This window comes from Rhizobium sp. Leaf384, from assembly GCF_001424065.1.
Taxonomy (GTDB): Bacteria; Pseudomonadota; Alphaproteobacteria; order Rhizobiales; family Rhizobiaceae; genus Ferranicluibacter.
In genome coordinates this window covers 898,130-913,125 of the sequence record NZ_LMQE01000005.1, presented here as the reverse complement: position 1 = coordinate 913,125, position 14,996 = coordinate 898,130, and the positions used below count along the sequence as shown (strand labels likewise).

The window sequence follows — 14,996 nt, the reverse complement described above, 5'->3', positions numbered from 1 at the left end:
GGCTGTCTGGTCAGACGGCAAGATTGCGGGCGATGTAGCCGGCGAGATCCTGCGCCTCCGGCGCGAGTGTTGCACGCCCCTTCACAAGAGCGAGTTCGGCTTCCGGCTGCGGGTCGAAGCCGTCGGCCCGCGTCAGCCGCCGATGGTCGGCCAGCACGGCATTGGCCGGAACGAGGCTGATGCCGAGGCCGGAGGCCACGGCGGCCTGCACGCCCATCAAACCCTGACTGGTATAGGCGATCCGCCAGCGCCGCCCGCTGCGCTCCACGGCGCGGATGGCGCGATCCCGGTAGATACACCCGACCGGGAAGACGGCGAGGGGCACGACGTCCTCATCGATCGTCCGGTTCTCGGCTCCGATCCAGACGAGGTCTTCCTTCCAGCTCGCGAGACAGGCGCCGACGGCGGGCTCGCGCTTGACGAGCGCCAGGTCGATCTCGCCCGCCTCCAGCAGCCGTCCGAGCCCGGTGCTCCAGCCGCTCGTCGTGTCCAGGCGAAGATGCGGCGAGGCATCGGCAAACCCGGACAGAAGATCGATCAGACGCCGTCCCGCGAAGTCTTCGGGAACGCCGAGCCGGACGGTGCGTGGCGCTGAAGGACGGCGCATCACCTCGGCCGCTTCCTCTGCCGTGGCGAGCATCCGCCGGGCATAGCTCAGAAGCAGCTCGCCGGCCTCCGTGGTCTGCAGCGTCCCGCTGGACCGGTCACGCAGAATGAGCGGCTGGGCGAGACCGGTCTCCAGCTTCTTGATCTGCTGGCTGACGGTGGACTGCGTGAGGCAGACGCGCTCGGCAGCGCGGGTGAAACCGCCGCTGTCGATGACGGCCACGAAGGTGCGCAGCAGATCGAGGTCGAATGGATAGGTCATCGGCATTCTCGATAGGGTTCATGAGAACATTTAATTTCCCAATGACAACGAGATTTGTCAACATGGCCACACACAGGAGATTTCACCATGACATTGTCCGGACAGCGGCCCGACTGGCTGACATTCGATTGCTACGGCACCCTGATCCAGTGGGACGAGGGACTGTTGGCCGCAATGGAGAAGATCCTCTCGGCAGACGCTGCGGCGGTCGATCCCGCGGCTTTCATTGCGACGTTCGACGGTCACGAGCATGCGCTCGAAGCAGAGCGGCCGCACCGGTCCTTCCGGGAGGTCAGCGCGCTCGCACTGGAAAAGACGATGGCGGCCTTCGGCCTGCGCTTCGACCCTGCCGATGCCGAGATCCTGACCGGATCGATCGGCCGCATGCCGCCCTTTCCCGAGGTGGTTGCGACGCTGCGTCAGTTGAAGGATGCAGGTTTCAAGCTGGCGGTCATTTCCAACACGGACGACGCGATCATTGCTGGAAACATCGCACAGCTTGGCGGGTCGATCGACCGGGTGATCACCGCCGAACAGGCCGGCGCCTACAAGCCCACGGCGCAGATTTTCCGACATGCCTGGAAAACGCTGGGCATTTCGCCAGACGCGCTGGTGCATATCTGCGCAAGTCCGCATCTCGACCTTGTCGCGGCCCGCGATCTGGGCTTTCGTACGATCTGGATCGATCGTGGAACAGGCCGCAAGCCGCCTTCCGATTATCGACCGGACGAGCACGTTTCCGCGCTCGATCGCGTGCCCGGCCTGCTTCAGGCTGCCGGGTGGATGCAGTAAGATCTGGAGGCCCCGCATGGCGCACGAAATGACGATCCCGAAGACCGCTCCCGCCTTGTTGCGCAACGTCTCGCTCGAGACGGACGAAATCTGGCAGGCGCGCGCCGATCTTGCCGCGTGCCTGCGGATGGCGGCGCGGCTCGGGCTGGAGGAGGGCATCTGCAACCACTTTTCGGCGGTGGTGCCCGGTCATCCCGATCTCTTCCTCGTCAACCGGCTCGGCTGGGCCTTTCAGGAAGCGACGGCCTCATCTTTGCTCATCTGCGATTTCGAGGGGCACGTGATCGCCGGCGACGGCGTGCCCGAGGCGACGGCCTTCTACATCCACGCCCGGCTGCACAAGAAAAGTCCCCGCGTCGGTGCCGCTTTTCACACGCATATGCCGAACGCGACCGCGCTCAGCATGGTGGAGGGCGAACCGCTCGTCTGGGCGGGGCAGACGGCGCTTAAGTTCTACGGCCGCGTTGCCGTGGACGAGGCCTATAACGGGCTCGCGCTGGACGAGCGGGAAGGCGATCGGATTGCCGCCGTTCTGGGCGACAAGGACATCCTGTTCATGAAGAACCACGGCGTCATGGTTTGCGCCCCGAACATCGCCGAGGCGTGGGACGACCTCTATTATCTCGAGCGCGCTGCGGAGGTGCAGTTGAAGGCGATAAGCACCGGGCGACGCCTGTTGCCGGTCTCGCCGGAAATCGCCACCATCGCCGCACGGCAGATGCGGGAGGGGGATCCGGAAAGCGCCAGGCTTCATCTGGAAAGCGTGCGCCGGGTGCTCGACCGGCAGTCGCCGGACTACAACAGCTGAAACGTGCGGGCTGCGGCACTGCGCGCGACAGCTGCCGGACGCCGCCTCAGCGCGGATGCATTTCCTCGCCGTCCTCGTCCTCGTCGCCGATCGGCGCCTCCATGGTGAAGACCACGCCCGTGACGTCGAAGCGCAGTTCTGCACTGCCGCCGAGGCTGTTGGAGAGCACCCGCTCGATCATGCGGGTTCCAAAACCCCGGCTGGTCGGAGGTTCCACGGGAGGGCCGTCGCGTTCTTCCCATGTCAGCTTGAGGCGGTTCAGCGGTGCGTCCGGCATGGCGTGCCAGCGCACCCGGATGCGTCCGGCAAGGTTGGAGAGCGCCCCGTATTTGATGGCATTGGTCGCCAGCTCGTGCAGCGCCATGGCCAGCGTCAGCACGAGATTGGACGACACCTGCAGGTCTGGCCCATCGATGTCGATGCGATTGGGGTAGCTGTCCCAGAACGGATCGAGCGTTGCACGGACGATGCGGCCGAGATCCGCCCCGGCAAAGTTGCCGGACACCAGAAGATCCTGCGCCGCGCCGATCGACTGGAGGCGCGAGGTGATGGCCTTGCCGGCCGCCTCCTTGTCCGGCGCCTGGCGAAGCGTCTGGTTGATCACGGACTGGACCGTCGTCATCAGGTTCTTCATGCGGTGGCTGAGCTCGCGCACGGTGATGGCGCGGGCTTCCTCGGTCCGCTTGCGGTCGGTGATGTCCATCGACAGGCCCGACATCTGCGAGGCATGGCCGTCCGGCTCGTAGTAGACCAGTCCGCGAATATGGACCCATCGCAGCCGGCCGTCCGGAAACACGCAGCGGTGCTCGACGTCGTATTCCTCGTGGTTTTCCACGGCGTTCCGGAACGCGTCGTGGACCCGTGCCTTGTCCTCCGGCAGGACCGCGTTCAACAGATCGTCGACCGAGAAATCCTGGTCCGGCGCAACGCCGAAGTTGGCCTTGCAGTCGGGCGACGCGACGAGATCCATCGTCGCGAGATTGAGGGTCCAGTAGCCGAGATGCCCGGCTTCCATCGCAAAACGAAGCTGAGTCTCGTTGCGTTTCAGTTCCGCCGTCCGCTTCTGGACTTCGCTTTCCAGCAGATCCCGGTCGCGCTCCAGCCGCACGAGGCGGTCGCGTTCCATGGTGACGTCGAGCTGGGAGGCGAAGAAATAGGTCAGCTTGCCCTCTTCGTCGAAGACGGGCGAGATCAGAAGGCGGTTCCAGAAGGGTTCGCCGTTCTTCTTGTAGTTGACGACGTCGATTTCGATCGGATACCGGTTGTCGATCGCATCGCGAACCTTCTGGATGTCCGCGCGGTTCGTCTCGGGGCCCTGGAGAAAGCGACAGTTCCTGTCGATGATCTCGTCACGGCGATAGCCGGTGAAGCGAAGAAACGCGTCGTTGACGAACACGATCGGATTGTCAGGCTTCGACGGATCCGTGATCAGCATGGGCATGCGGGTCGCGCGGACGGCGGCTGCAAAGGGGTCATGCCCGACATCCATGCGGGCAATCTGGGCTTCGATACGCTGATGCTCTGTGACGTCGTTCAATGACTGTCCTCTCGGTGACCTTTCTCCTAGACGGTTAATTCAGGGCGGCCATTAAAAAAAACAATATCCGTGGGAATTAGCTGGGGAAACGGCGCCTTCCTGTATCAGCATTCGACGGATACCACGGTTTGCCAAAAACGACTGCCGCAGCGAAGGCGCGTGCCGGCGCCCGCCCCTTACTTGCCTGCCGAGAGCACGCGTCCGGAGGCATCGTCCAGGGCGCGGCTGGTCCCCTGTCCGTCGCGCTTCAGACCCTTGGCCGTATTGCCACAGCCGGCAAGCGTCAGGACGGAAAGGCTCAGGATGGCGATGAGGATCGGGCGCATGGTCTCTCCTGCACGTGTTTCGAGAAATACTTGGCGAAAAATGTGGCGAGACGCGGATTTTTCAATCCTGCGCCTGTGGCATGTCGGAAAACGGCATTCGCCTGGGTTTTTTTGGCGCAAAGCCGCGGCTCACGTAGGGTGAGCCGGCCAGCCCAAAGCGCCAGGGCTGCTCGATCGCCTTGGTGATGCCGATCCGCGGACCGGCGACAACGTCGACGGGCGTTGTCGCCGCAGCGAGATGGAACGGCGCCGCCAGCAGCGACAGGCCATCATGGCCGATATCGATTCCGAGCGCCTGGCACAGCCGCCCCGGTCCGGCACACAGGAGCCGGGGATTGTCGAGCCCCCGGCGATCCATCATCGTTTCCAGCCCGGCTGTGGGCGCCAGCGCACGCACCAAGACGGCACTGCCCGGACGGCAGACCAGATTGACGCACCAATGAATCCCATAGGACCGATAGACATAGGCATGCGCCGGCGGACCGAACATCGCGCGGTTGCGCGGCGTCGGCCCGCGGAAGCTGTGGGACGCCGCATCGTCCGGCTCGTAGGCCTCCGTTTCCACGATGATGCCGCCGACCCCGTCGACAAGGAAGGTTGCCCCGACAAGGTCTCGTGCGGCGTCGACGGCGGAGCGGTCAAAGAAATCAGGAGACATCATCAGGGTGGCTCTGCCGGTCGCGGTTTCGGACGTGATCGATCTCGAATGGTGTCGCCACGTTAACTCCTGGAACGATCATGGCGCGTTTTCGTTCTCGAACCAAAGGAGATTTTCCATGCGCATCAAGGCTTTCCTGAAAGGTTCACCTTTGTCCACCGTCGGGGGCGCTGCGTTGGCGGCTCTCGTCGTTTCCCTGGCGGTAGTTCCGACCGGGCAGGCCTTTGCGCAGGCGCAGCAGGGAGAATGCGGTGTCGGTACGCCGCAACAGGGGACGGCACCCAACGCCAATCCCGGCAGCGGTTCGCTGACAGAGAAGCTCGACGACTGCAACGGTGTGCTGAAGCCACCGTCGGTGGGCGACGGCGAGATCGTCGAGCCTGCGCCGCCATCCGGGCAGATGCCGGTGATCACGCCGAATGATCTTCCAAAGGATGGAAATTCCGCGCAGCAGCCGTAGATCTCCGTCAAGGACTGGAGAGGGTTTCATGGCAGACGGATATCAGGCTGGACGACAGACGGGCGGCATCGGATCGCGGACGGATAGCGCTGCGGACAACGACACGCGCGGTCGGCTCGCGAAGACCCCGTCCGCCATTCCTTATCCCGGTCTCAAAGACGTGTTCTGGCGGGTCATTGCCGAGATCAGCGAAGACCGGGTGACACTGATCGCAGCGGGCGTGACCTACTATCTGCTCCTCGCGCTGTTTCCGGCTCTTGCCGCTCTTGTTTCGATCTATGGCTTCGTCGCAGACCCCGGCGCGATTGGTGCGCAGGTGACGCTGCTTGCCGACATCGTCCCGACCGGATCGCTCGACATCATCCTCGAACAGCTGAAGACGCTGGCGACACAGAAGACGTCGACGCTTTCGATCGGTTTCGTGTTCGGTCTCGGCGTCGCGCTGTGGAGTGCGCATAACGGCATGCGTGCGTTGTTCGACGCGATGAATATCGCCTACGGCGAGACGGAAAAGCGCGGCTTCTTCAAGCTGACCGGCCTCGGGCTCCTGTTCACGCTCGGGGCGCTCGGCGTCGCGGTGATCGTGATCTCGGCGATCGGTATTTTGCCGGCCGTGCTCGCGTTTCTCTGGCTCGACCGCTGGGTCGAACTTCTCGCGCGCTTCGCACGGTGGCCGCTGATGCTCGTCATCGTCTGCTTCGCCACGATGATGCTCTATCGCTATGGTCCCAGCCGGGAGAGGGCCAAGCTGCGCTGGCTAAGCTGGGGCGCGGCCTTTACCAGCGTCTCCTGGCTCGGTGCGTCGCTCGGCTTTTCCTACTACATCGAGAATTTCGCCAATTATAACGCAACCTACGGCACACTCGGAGCCCTCATCGGCTTCATGGTGTGGACCTGGATGTCGGTGATCATCCTGATCGTGGGCGCCGAAATCAACGCGGAACTCGAGCATCAGACGACGATCGACTCGACCACCGGCCATCCCCGCCCGATGGGCGACCGTGGCGCCTATGTCGCCGACACGGTCGGCGACGCGGTCTCGTGATCCATCAAGCGCGCAGCCGGAAAGAGTGAAAGCGGGCCCGCGACCGGAAACGCTTGGCCGCCCCGGCATCGATGCATAAAAAAGCGATTGTCGCATGCCTGCGGCAATCGCTTTCTGCGTTCTAAACCTGGGATGGCGACCCTTACTGGGGCTTCGTCTCGTTCATGGCAGCTTCGTGATACCAGCTGTCGATGATCACCGGGGAGGCGGGGGCCTCGACCTTGACGTCCGGCACAGTCTTCCAGCCGGACAATCCTTTCAGGCCACCGACAGGAAATTGATAGATCGTCGCCGACTGGCGCTGTGGTGTCATTGGCATGGCATCGGCTCCCTTTTGTGTGTCCGAGATGTATGCGTTCATATGCACATATTTTGCGCTGAATGTCTAAAAATAAATCAATTTCGTGTCGGCTTTTCGCGCATTTTCTGCGGTGGTGGCGATTTTTCCGGTGCGGGCCCGGTTTTCTGCCTGCAAATTCTCTCGTTCAACTCGGTCCGAGCCTTAAGGGTTCCTCACGGCGCCCAGAGGTCGCGCGCATGCGCGACAAGGTGGGTGTTCCCGGTCCACGATCGGGTATGCCGAGTGTCATCGAGACGGATTTTCGAGAATTATCGCTTCTGCTGGCGTCAATGGCCACCAACTGGCACGGCTTGTGCATTCCCTTACGGTCAGAGGATGTCGGCTTCGGGGTTCGCGGTCGCTGTTCTGGATTGCTCACCATTTATGAGAGATTTGCTATGACCAAGTATAAGCTCGAGTACATCTGGCTCGACGGGTACACACCGGTACCGAACCTGCGCGGCAAGACGCAGATCAAGGAATTCGACGCGTTCCCGGCGCTGGAGCAGCTGCCGCTCTGGGGCTTTGACGGTAGCTCGACGATGCAGGCCGAAGGCCGCAGCTCCGATTGCGTGCTGAAGCCCGTCGCTCTCTATCCGGATCCCGCCCGCACCAACGGCGTTCTGGTCATGTGCGAAGTCATGATGCCGGACGGCGTGACGCCGCATCCGAGCAACTCCCGTGCGACGATCCTTGACGACGAAGGCACGTGGTTCGGCTTCGAGCAGGAATACTTCTTCTACCAGAACGGCCGCCCGCTCGGCTTCCCCGAGCAGGGTTACCCCGCGCCGCAGGGTCCGTACTACACCGGCGTCGGCTACAGCAATGTCGGTGACATCGCCCGCGAGATCGTTGAAGAGCATCTGGACCTCTGCCTGGAAGCCGGCATCAACCATGAAGGCATCAATGCCGAAGTGGCCAAGGGCCAGTGGGAATTCCAGATCTTCGGCAAGGGCTCCAAGAAGGCCGCCGACGAAATCTGGATGGCCCGCTACCTGCTGCAGCGCCTGACCGAAAAGTACGGCATCGATATCGAGTATCACTGCAAGCCGCTCGGCGACACCGACTGGAACGGCTCGGGCATGCACTGCAACTTCTCGACAGCCTACATGCGCGAAGTCGGCGGCAAGGCCTACTTCGAAGCCCTGATGGCGGCGTTCGAAAAGAACCTGATGGATCACATCGCCGTCTACGGTCCCGACAACGACAAGCGCCTCACGGGCAAGCACGAAACGGCTCCGTGGAACAAGTTCAGCTACGGCGTTGCCGATCGTGGCGCATCCATCCGCGTTCCCCACTCGTTCATCAAGAACGACTACAAGGGCTATCTGGAAGATCGCCGCCCGAACTCGCAGGGCGACCCCTACCAGATCGCTTCCGCCGTCCTGAAGACGATCTCGGAAGTTCCGACCGAAGGCTACGCCTCGGCTGCTGCCTGATCACGCGGGCGCGCATCGTCGCGCGGCGGGATGGGTCCCTGTGCGAGGTGCGACGCGAACGCTCATCCGCCGGGTTCAGACGAAACAAAGAACGGCGCCGGGAAACCGGCGCCGTTCTTCGTTGACGGGGATACTCTCGACGATTTCCCGACACGCTGTCGGAGCGGCTTTCGGCTGGACCGGCAAAGCCTCGGGGGCAGTCTCGCGATCAAAGCATCGTGTTGGGGCGGGGGCTCGCGTCGTCGTTCTCGCGGCTTGTGTGCCGATCCTTGCAACACGCCGAGGACACACAAAAAAAGCCCTCCGGCTGGGTCAGCAGGAGGGCTCGGCCTTTGCAATCCGGGTCGCGTCACGCCGGACATTCATCCGGCGATCTCATCCGACAATGTCTGGGCGCGTTACGGCGCCGGTGTCGTCGCCGGCGGGGCAGCGGGCGCGGCGGCCGGCATCGTGGCGGCGCTGCCGTCGATGTAGGGCAGGATCTCCATGCCGCCGTGGAACAACATGCTCAGCGCGACATAGAAGATGACGGCAAGGCCGACATAGGCGATCCAGCGATGCTTGTGCAGGAGGTTGGCGATGAAGCTGGCAGCCAGACCCATGAGTGCGATCGAGACGATCAGGCCGATGACGAGCACCGTCGGATGATCCTGCGCAGCGCCGGCGACGGCCAGAACGTTGTCGAGCGACATGGAGACATCGGCAATGACGATCTGCGTCGCCGCCTGCAGGAAGGTCTTGCGAACCCGGGTCTCGTCTGCGGTCGCACCGATGTCGTGGGCGGCGTTTTCATCCGCCTGGCGCAGTTCGCTCCACATCTTCCAGCAGACCCACAGCAGCAGAAGGCCGCCGAAAAACTGAAGGCCGACAATCGCCAGCAGCTGGACGGTGATGGCGGCAAATGCGATGCGCAGCACCGTGGCGGCGATGATGCCGACCAGGATCGCCTTGCGGCGCTGGTCGACCGGCAGGCCCGCGGCGGCAAGGCCGATGACGATGGCATTGTCGCCCGCCAGCACCAGATCGATGGCAATGACCTGCAGAAACGCAGCCAGACCGGCTGCCGTGAAAATTTCCATGTCGGATCTGTCTCCCTCGTGCCGTTCATTCCGAATGACAATTGCGCGTCCCGTTCGCTAAAGCCATTCAAAGCTTCAAGGCAAGGGCAAACCGTCAAGGCGAGGAAAAATCGACGCATTCGCCAGCTTGGAATGCGTCTGATGCTGCCGTGCCGCAATGCTGTGTGCCCGGTTGGGTGCCATCGGTTCGCGTTACCGGCGCAGTGGGTCCACGGCCAGCGTCTCGCGCTGCGTCACCTCATAGAGGGCCGGCTCGATGCTGCTTTTTTCGACGTTGGGAAGATAGTAGAAGTGGACGAAGCCCAGGGCGAGCACGCCGCCTATGACGTTCATGGCCGCAAAGATCAGAATTTCGGAGTCCATGTCGCGTCTCCCTTGGAGAACGCCCCGTTTCGGTCATGGACAGAATGACCCTTTTGCCCGCGGGGCATTCTGTCCGTTCAAGGTCAAATGTCGGCAAGGTCGCTCGCGCATGCATATCGCCCGAAAGTGTGCAGCGGTTCCGGGAAACGACATGCATCAAAACGAAAACGAAAGCGCGTTGCGTGAGTCCTTGCTCATGCAAGGCGATTTAGAGTGCAGGAACCCGGCGCTTGGCCGCCATCAGAAGGTCGAGCTCCGTCGATGAGGGGCCGAACCGTTCATAGAGCCGCTTTGCCTCGTCCGTCTGCAAACCGTAGCGTGCCTGGAACTCCTCCAGCGTGCAGGATTCGCCCCGCACCGTCTTTCCTCGTATTCCCTTCAGATCCGTCATGTCACCGCTCCCTTGCAAGTCGCATCTGTACGCTCGCCTGTGAACGCCTCGATTCCGCCGAAGTTCCCTGAACGATCGGATTTACGATCGAAAGTAAGCTTGAAGTTGCAGTGCTGGCGCAAAGAACCCTCCAGCGGTTCCGGCGCCCGTTCTGTTCGGCTGCGCTGACCCAGCTGCAAGGGCCGTGCAATCCTATCCGCGCGGACGGCTTTCCAAGGCTTTCAGCGCCGCTTGCCCCGCAAACTGCGCCTGCAGCTGAGACGGAAACTTGCCGGTTGCGGGATGCGTGACGCCCTTGAACGTCAAGATGAAGCTTCACGAGCCATCCCGCTGTTTTGCAACCGCAATGCCCGATTTCGACTGATTGACGTCGCCCATCTATTCGTCTCCCTGATTGCCACGCGTCCCTGATTGTCACGTGCAATGGCTCTGATGTCGTTCCATACGGCAAGTTCACCTCGGCGGACATCCCCTTCGCAGCCGCTCGCTTCGATCAACCACGCGACAACGCCGTCTTCGCATGTGCGAAACACATAGCTGCAATGCAAGAATTCCGCTCGTCGCGGTGCGAGAAATTTGTATGATGAACCTATCGAAGCGATGCACCTCCTCCCGCATCGTTTCGACGACCTTGATGATCCTATCCTCCTCCCGGGATCGTCGGTTGTGGTTGCAGCTTCTCCTCCTCCCAAGCTGCCAACCGGAATTGAGAGCCTGCTGCACCTCCTCCCGCAGCAGGCTCTTTTCGTTTGAGGATCCAGGCTACGATCAGCGCGCCCCTCAGCGGCTCCACGTCCGTCATGTCACGAGCGTCCGGGTTACGGCTGTGCCGAACCTGCGTTATCGGCGGAACATTGCAGCAAAACACGCGTTTCCTGCTGTGGTATCGGAAAACGGACGGTCTGGTTGCTAGCCTCAAGATCGACAGCTCAGCTTTGAAGCTTGAGCTTCCAAGCCGAATGGGCAGCGTCCTCGTTTGTGCGCGCTTGTGTTCGGCAAAGCTTCAGCGTCCGACGACCAGTGTGCAGTATCGGCAATCGCCTTGCCGAAGTCTTGTCGAGGAGCGCGTTTTGCCCGTCCGTTATCTCATGTTGGGTGTCATCGGCTTCGTGGTTGCCGCGATCCTCAGCGTCGTCGTCGTCCAGCAGCTGGAGGGTAAGTCCGGCGATCGATCGACGACCCCGCCGGATCCCCTCGTTGTCGCGCCTGACAAGGCTGCCGAGCAGAGCCCGTAAGACCCCACGCATGCCTTGCCGTCACGCGATCGTCGGCGGTCGCCGCGACGTCTGCCAAGCCTCTATCTCGGACGTTATCCCGTTCTCTTCTCGCGTGCGTCATTAGCGCGACCCTGTCGTCAAGGCGGTCACCATGCCACATTTCTACTTCAACCTTGTCGATCACGAGGGTTTTTCCGACGGCGAGGAAGCCTACGCCTTTGCCGATGTCGCCACGGCGCTGGCCGAAGCCGAAGTCGTTCTGGCGGAAATGGCGCTCGACGGGTTGCCGCGAGGGCCTCTCGGAAGGCTCGAAGTCGAGGTTCTCGATGAAGACAGGGTCTGCGTCGGCAAGGTTAGCCTGGAACTGCGTCGGCAGATCTTCCCGCGCTGACATCAAGACCGCCCAAAACGGGCAGATCCTGTGCCGTCAGCGTGTCGTCTTCCCCGGCGTGCCCTTGGGGTTGGCATTGAGGCGGCGCACGGCGTCGATGATCGGCGGCATCAGCAGAGCAGCACCCGCATTCGAGAGGTGGTCATCGTCAAAATAGAAGATCCGGTCCGTCGCAAGGCTGTTGATGCAGCGCCCGGCGACGAAGCTGTCGCAAAAGATCGCGTCGGGCCTGATCTTGGCAAGGCGCGGATGGTCGAGTGTGTCGAACGCGGCGATGACAGCCGCATTGCGCGCGCGATATCGCTCCGACGACGTCCCGAGAGGCTCCGCGTCGTTGCCCGTCATGGCCGCCCGGGCAAGCAGGTCGGGCACGTTCCACCCGGCTTCGGGGATCGGATAGACGAGCACGACGTTGTCGCCGCGATCGAGATAGGCCTTGATGTCCGCGAGGTAGGCGGCGAGGACCCGGTCCTTGCGGGCGGGGTCGTTCTCGCCGCCCATGTCGTCGCGCCGCTCGTAGAGGTCGGCATAGGTGGGCTTCAGCGCCTCGATGCCGCCTTCGCCGTTGTCGAATGCCGTTCCATCGACATAGAGCGACCAGCGGCTGACCATGATGATCGTCTTGATGTCGCTCCGGGCGATGTAATCTTCGACGCCGGTGAAAAAGCGGTTGCAGCGAAGGCGATATTTCGCATTGGAGACGACAAGGCCCGAGAACCCGGCGCAGGAGGAGTGGGAGAGGGCGTAGAGATCGAGTCCGGCGGCCGAGAAGGCGCGCAAAGCCTCGCCCGTGATCGCCCCGGCATGAGAATCGCCGATCAGGATCGTGTCGCTCGTCTGCGTGCCGGGTGTCATGCAGGCGCGCACGGGATGCGGCAGCGTTGCCTCGCCCTTGTCGAACAGACAGGTCGACATGGCCGGATCCGGATGCGCCTGCACGTCGAGCGCCGCCAGTGCGGACGGGGGCAGGCGGAACGACCAGCCGTTGTCTACGCGGCCCGCCGCACCGACCGCCATGAGGAAAACGGCGGCCGCCGCCGTCGCGCCGAGAATGCGGGGCGCGCTGCCGAGGATCCGAATGCGGCCTGTGCGGAACGGGGTCTCGACGAAGCGCCAGGACAGGACCGCGAGAAGCACGGCGGCGACCGTGAGGCTCGTCATCAGAACCGGCGTCGGCTCCGTGAGGCTGCGAATGCGGGCAAAGGCAAACAGCGGCTGGTGCCAGAGATAAAGGCTGTAGCTGATTAGACCGATCCCGGTGAGAAGCGGGAGCGACAGAAACCGATGCACGCGCGTGCCGGGTCCGCCAAAGAGGATGATCAGGGCGGTTCCGCCCACCGGTGCCAGCGTCCAGGCGGACGGAAACGGCGTTCCGTCGTCGTAGAGGAAGACGCCGGCCAGGACGCCAGCGAGGCCGAGAAGCGACAGGGTCTCGTTGGCAGGCTGTTGGCGATGGAGGAGGAAGAGGGCGCAGAGGGAGCCCGCCAGCAATTCCCAGGCGCGCGTATGGGGCAGGTAGAATGCCGCATTCGGGAACGCGATCGCGCCGTAGACTGCAAGGGCAAAGCTGACGAGGGCCGCCAGCAGCAGGACTACGAAGCGGATGCGCGGGCCTGCCCGATGAAGGAGCATCAAGAGGATCGGGAAAACGACGTAATATTGCTCCTCGACAGCCAGGCTCCAGGTGTGCAGCAGCGGCTGCTTCTCGGCGGCCGCGGCGAAATAGCCGCTTTCCTGCCAGAACAGGACGTTCGACAGGAAGAGGCAGACGGCGATGATGCTTTCGCCGAAACTCTTCATCTGCGCCGGGAGCATCCACGCCCAGGCAAAGGGCAGGCAGCAGAGGATGACGGTGAACAGCACGGGCATGATCCGGCGCGCCCGTCGCTCATAGAAGCCGAGGATCGTGAAGGTGCCCTTGTCCTGCGCCGTCGCGATGATGGTGGTGATCAGGTAGCCGCTGATGACAAAGAAGACATCCACGCCGACATAGCCGCCGGAAAACCAGGCCAGGCCTGCGTGAAAAAGGATGACCGGGACGACGGCCACGGCCCGGAGGCCATCGATTTCGGGTCGGTGCTGCATGAAGCTCAAGTCAAGATGCGGAGAAACGGTCAGGTGGGGACACGCCTTCGGCGGCGGATCGGAGTCCGCTGCCGAAGGCGCTTGATGTCCTTTAGATCATAAACGTTTTCGGGATGAAATCCCGCAGCCATGCCTTTCCGACCCGAAATGTCAGGCGCGGAAAAGCTTCCAGCGGTTGGGCCGGAAGGCGATGCGCGTGCCGGGCGCCGCAGCGACGTCGGAAGGCAGCTCGATCTCGATCCGACGCGTGGCGCCAGCGACGTCCAGTTCGACGTGCCGCGTTCCGGCCACCCGTCGGCTGATCGTCACGATCCCGGCGAGACAGCCGCCGCAGCCGTCGAGCAGGTCGATATCGTGCGGTCGAAAATAGAGTTCGGCCGGCCCCTCCGGCTCGCCCGGCGCGCTGACACCGATCGAGCGATCCTCGAGCCAGAGCTGCCCGTTCTCCACGCGCACCGGAAGGGTGTTGGACTGGCCGATGAAGCCGAAGACGAACGGCGAGTTCGGCGTGTCGTAGATCTCGTCCGGCGTTCCTACTTGCTCGATCTGCCCCTTGCTCATGACCACCACCCGATCCGCCAGTTCCAGCGCCTCGTCCTGGTCGTGCGTCACGAAGACGGTCGTGTGGCCGGTGCGGTCGTGGATCTCGCGCAGCCAGCGGCGCAGCTCCTTGCGCACCTGCGCGTCGAGCGCCCCGAATGGCTCGTCCAGCAGAAGAACGTTCGGCTCCACCGCCATGGCGCGGGCCAGCGCCACCCGCTGGCGCTGGCCGCCCGAAAGCTGGGCGGGGTAGCGCTTTTCCATCCCGCCGAGCTGGACGAGATCGATGAGATCTTCGGCACGCTTGCGGATCTCGGCGGCCGGCGGGCGGCGCGACGCGGGACGCACCTTGAGACCGAAGGCGACGTTGTCGATCACCGTCATATGTCGGAAAAGGGCATAGTGCTGGAACACGAAGCCGATATTGCGCTCCTGCACCGTCTTCTTCGAGGCATCGTCGTTCCCGAAGAAAATCATGCCGTCGGTCGGGCTTTCCAGCCCGGCGATGAGCCGCAACAGCGTCGTCTTTCCGGAGCCGGACGGCCCGAGAAGGGCAATGAGTTCACCGGAGCGGATATCGAGCGAAACCTTCTCGAGAGCGGGAAACCGGCCGAATTCCTTGCGAATGTCCTGAACGCGTACTTCCATGAAACCCTG

At 63.0% G+C, this 14,996-nt stretch carries 17 protein-coding genes; 7 read left to right on the top strand and 10 right to left on the bottom strand.

The annotated features are described in order from the left end of the window. Positions 1 to 10: 10 nt before the first annotated feature. On the bottom strand, positions 11 to 868 hold the full coding sequence (locus ASG25_RS12635) for a LysR substrate-binding domain-containing protein (protein WP_062474582.1): 858 nt from the start codon (positions 866 to 868) through the stop codon (positions 11 to 13). An 87-nt stretch (positions 869 to 955) separates the two neighbouring features. Here ASG25_RS12635 and ASG25_RS12630 point away from each other — a divergent pair, with 87 nt between their 5' ends. Continuing rightward, positions 956 to 1,660 carry a haloacid dehalogenase type II gene (locus ASG25_RS12630; protein ID WP_062474017.1) on the top strand — a complete coding sequence of 235 codons (705 nt, stop codon included), beginning with the start codon at positions 956 to 958 and terminating at the stop codon, positions 1,658 to 1,660. Between the two features lie 16 nt (positions 1,661 to 1,676). After that, on the top strand, positions 1,677 to 2,468 hold the full coding sequence (locus ASG25_RS12625; RefSeq protein ID WP_062474015.1) for an aldolase: 792 nt from the start codon (positions 1,677 to 1,679) through the stop codon (positions 2,466 to 2,468). Between the two features lie 46 nt (positions 2,469 to 2,514). On the opposite strand, the gene ASG25_RS12620 is transcribed toward ASG25_RS12625, so the two are convergent. From ASG25_RS12620 to ASG25_RS12610, 3 genes are all read right to left on the bottom strand, one after another. Then, entirely contained in the window at positions 2,515 to 4,005 is a 1,491-nt protein-coding gene (locus tag ASG25_RS12620) for a PAS domain-containing protein (RefSeq protein WP_347360104.1), read from the bottom strand. A gap of 176 nt (positions 4,006 to 4,181) precedes the next feature. Then, positions 4,182 to 4,331 (bottom strand): hypothetical protein, encoded by a 150-nt coding sequence (locus tag ASG25_RS12615; protein ID WP_062474013.1) that lies wholly within the window; start codon positions 4,329 to 4,331, stop codon positions 4,182 to 4,184. 61 nt (positions 4,332 to 4,392) lie between these two features. Beyond that, positions 4,393 to 4,989 (bottom strand): DNA-3-methyladenine glycosylase, encoded by a 597-nt coding sequence (locus ASG25_RS12610; RefSeq protein ID WP_156379764.1) that lies wholly within the window; start codon positions 4,987 to 4,989, stop codon positions 4,393 to 4,395. A 118-nt stretch (positions 4,990 to 5,107) separates the two neighbouring features. Between ASG25_RS12610 and ASG25_RS12605 the strand changes: the two genes are divergently transcribed. Beyond that, positions 5,108 to 5,449: a hypothetical protein gene (locus ASG25_RS12605; RefSeq protein WP_062474009.1), complete on the top strand. Its 342-nt coding sequence runs from the start codon at positions 5,108 to 5,110 to the stop codon at positions 5,447 to 5,449. Positions 5,450 to 5,477: 28 nt separating this feature from the next. Then, entirely contained in the window at positions 5,478 to 6,494 is a 1,017-nt protein-coding gene (locus ASG25_RS12600) for a YihY/virulence factor BrkB family protein (protein WP_062474007.1), read from the top strand. 142 nt (positions 6,495 to 6,636) lie between these two features. Here the strand turns inward: ASG25_RS12600 and ASG25_RS12595 are convergent, their stop codons facing one another. Continuing rightward, a complete protein-coding gene (locus ASG25_RS12595; RefSeq protein WP_162241403.1) occupies positions 6,637 to 6,813 on the bottom strand; it encodes a DUF2735 domain-containing protein in 177 nt (58 codons plus the stop codon). A 419-nt stretch (positions 6,814 to 7,232) separates the two neighbouring features. On the opposite strand from ASG25_RS12595, the gene ASG25_RS12590 reads away from it, so the two are divergent. Then, positions 7,233 to 8,273 carry a glutamine synthetase beta-grasp domain-containing protein gene (locus ASG25_RS12590; RefSeq protein WP_062474003.1) on the top strand — a complete coding sequence of 347 codons (1,041 nt, stop codon included), beginning with the start codon at positions 7,233 to 7,235 and terminating at the stop codon, positions 8,271 to 8,273. 398 nt (positions 8,274 to 8,671) lie between these two features. Here the strand turns inward: ASG25_RS12590 and ASG25_RS12585 are convergent, their stop codons facing one another. The 3 genes from ASG25_RS12585 to ASG25_RS12580 all read right to left on the bottom strand — a co-directional run bounded on the left by ASG25_RS12585 (position 8,672) and on the right by ASG25_RS12580 (position 10,106). Further along, positions 8,672 to 9,352, bottom strand: coding sequence for a TerC family protein (locus ASG25_RS12585; protein ID WP_062474001.1), 681 nt, complete (start codon positions 9,350 to 9,352; stop codon positions 8,672 to 8,674). A 192-nt stretch (positions 9,353 to 9,544) separates the two neighbouring features. Beyond that, positions 9,545 to 9,715 (bottom strand): hypothetical protein, encoded by a 171-nt coding sequence (locus ASG25_RS22780; protein WP_156379747.1) that lies wholly within the window; start codon positions 9,713 to 9,715, stop codon positions 9,545 to 9,547. Positions 9,716 to 9,923: 208 nt separating this feature from the next. Continuing rightward, positions 9,924 to 10,106 carry a hypothetical protein gene (locus ASG25_RS12580; RefSeq protein WP_062473999.1) on the bottom strand — a complete coding sequence of 61 codons (183 nt, stop codon included), beginning with the start codon at positions 10,104 to 10,106 and terminating at the stop codon, positions 9,924 to 9,926. 1,070 nt (positions 10,107 to 11,176) lie between these two features. Here ASG25_RS12580 and ASG25_RS22775 point away from each other — a divergent pair. Together ASG25_RS22775 and ASG25_RS12570 are read left to right on the top strand one after the other, a co-directional pair. Continuing rightward, positions 11,177 to 11,341 (top strand): hypothetical protein, encoded by a 165-nt coding sequence (locus ASG25_RS22775; RefSeq protein WP_156379746.1) that lies wholly within the window; start codon positions 11,177 to 11,179, stop codon positions 11,339 to 11,341. Between the two features lie 133 nt (positions 11,342 to 11,474). Beyond that, positions 11,475 to 11,714, top strand: coding sequence for a hypothetical protein (locus ASG25_RS12570; RefSeq protein ID WP_062473997.1), 240 nt, complete (start codon positions 11,475 to 11,477; stop codon positions 11,712 to 11,714). 36 nt (positions 11,715 to 11,750) lie between these two features. On the opposite strand, the gene ASG25_RS12565 is transcribed toward ASG25_RS12570, so the two are convergent. Continuing rightward, positions 11,751 to 13,799 carry an acyltransferase family protein gene (locus ASG25_RS12565; RefSeq protein WP_062473994.1) on the bottom strand — a complete coding sequence of 683 codons (2,049 nt, stop codon included), beginning with the start codon at positions 13,797 to 13,799 and terminating at the stop codon, positions 11,751 to 11,753. 150 nt (positions 13,800 to 13,949) lie between these two features. Continuing rightward, positions 13,950 to 14,987: a sulfate/molybdate ABC transporter ATP-binding protein gene (locus ASG25_RS12560; protein WP_062473992.1), complete on the bottom strand. Its 1,038-nt coding sequence runs from the start codon at positions 14,985 to 14,987 to the stop codon at positions 13,950 to 13,952. Positions 14,988 to 14,996 lie beyond the last annotated feature (9 nt).

Excerpts from the sequence above, each read along its gene's own strand:
- ASG25_RS12635 (WP_062474582.1), bottom strand. The coding sequence starts at position 868 with ATGACCTATCCATTCGACCTCGATCTGCTGCGCACCTTCGTGGCCGTC.
- ASG25_RS12630 (WP_062474017.1), top strand. The coding sequence starts at position 956 with ATGACATTGTCCGGACAGCGGCCCGACTGGCTGACATTCGATTGCTAC.
- ASG25_RS12625 (WP_062474015.1), top strand. The coding sequence starts at position 1,677 with ATGGCGCACGAAATGACGATCCCGAAGACCGCTCCCGCCTTGTTGCGC.
- ASG25_RS12615 (WP_062474013.1), bottom strand. The coding sequence starts at position 4,331 with ATGCGCCCGATCCTCATCGCCATCCTGAGCCTTTCCGTCCTGACGCTT.
- ASG25_RS12610 (WP_156379764.1), bottom strand. The coding sequence starts at position 4,989 with ATGTCTCCTGATTTCTTTGACCGCTCCGCCGTCGACGCCGCACGAGAC.
- ASG25_RS12605 (WP_062474009.1), top strand. The coding sequence starts at position 5,108 with ATGCGCATCAAGGCTTTCCTGAAAGGTTCACCTTTGTCCACCGTCGGG.
- ASG25_RS12600 (WP_062474007.1), top strand. The coding sequence starts at position 5,478 with ATGGCAGACGGATATCAGGCTGGACGACAGACGGGCGGCATCGGATCG.
- ASG25_RS12595 (WP_162241403.1), bottom strand. The coding sequence starts at position 6,813 with ATGCCAATGACACCACAGCGCCAGTCGGCGACGATCTATCAATTTCCT.
- ASG25_RS12590 (WP_062474003.1), top strand. The coding sequence starts at position 7,233 with ATGACCAAGTATAAGCTCGAGTACATCTGGCTCGACGGGTACACACCG.
- ASG25_RS12585 (WP_062474001.1), bottom strand. The coding sequence starts at position 9,352 with ATGGAAATTTTCACGGCAGCCGGTCTGGCTGCGTTTCTGCAGGTCATT.
- ASG25_RS22780 (WP_156379747.1), bottom strand. The coding sequence starts at position 9,715 with ATGGACTCCGAAATTCTGATCTTTGCGGCCATGAACGTCATAGGCGGC.
- ASG25_RS12580 (WP_062473999.1), bottom strand. The coding sequence starts at position 10,106 with ATGACGGATCTGAAGGGAATACGAGGAAAGACGGTGCGGGGCGAATCC.
- ASG25_RS12570 (WP_062473997.1), top strand. The coding sequence starts at position 11,475 with ATGCCACATTTCTACTTCAACCTTGTCGATCACGAGGGTTTTTCCGAC.
- ASG25_RS12565 (WP_062473994.1), bottom strand. The coding sequence starts at position 13,799 with ATGCAGCACCGACCCGAAATCGATGGCCTCCGGGCCGTGGCCGTCGTC.
- ASG25_RS12560 (WP_062473992.1), bottom strand. The coding sequence starts at position 14,987 with ATGGAAGTACGCGTTCAGGACATTCGCAAGGAATTCGGCCGGTTTCCC.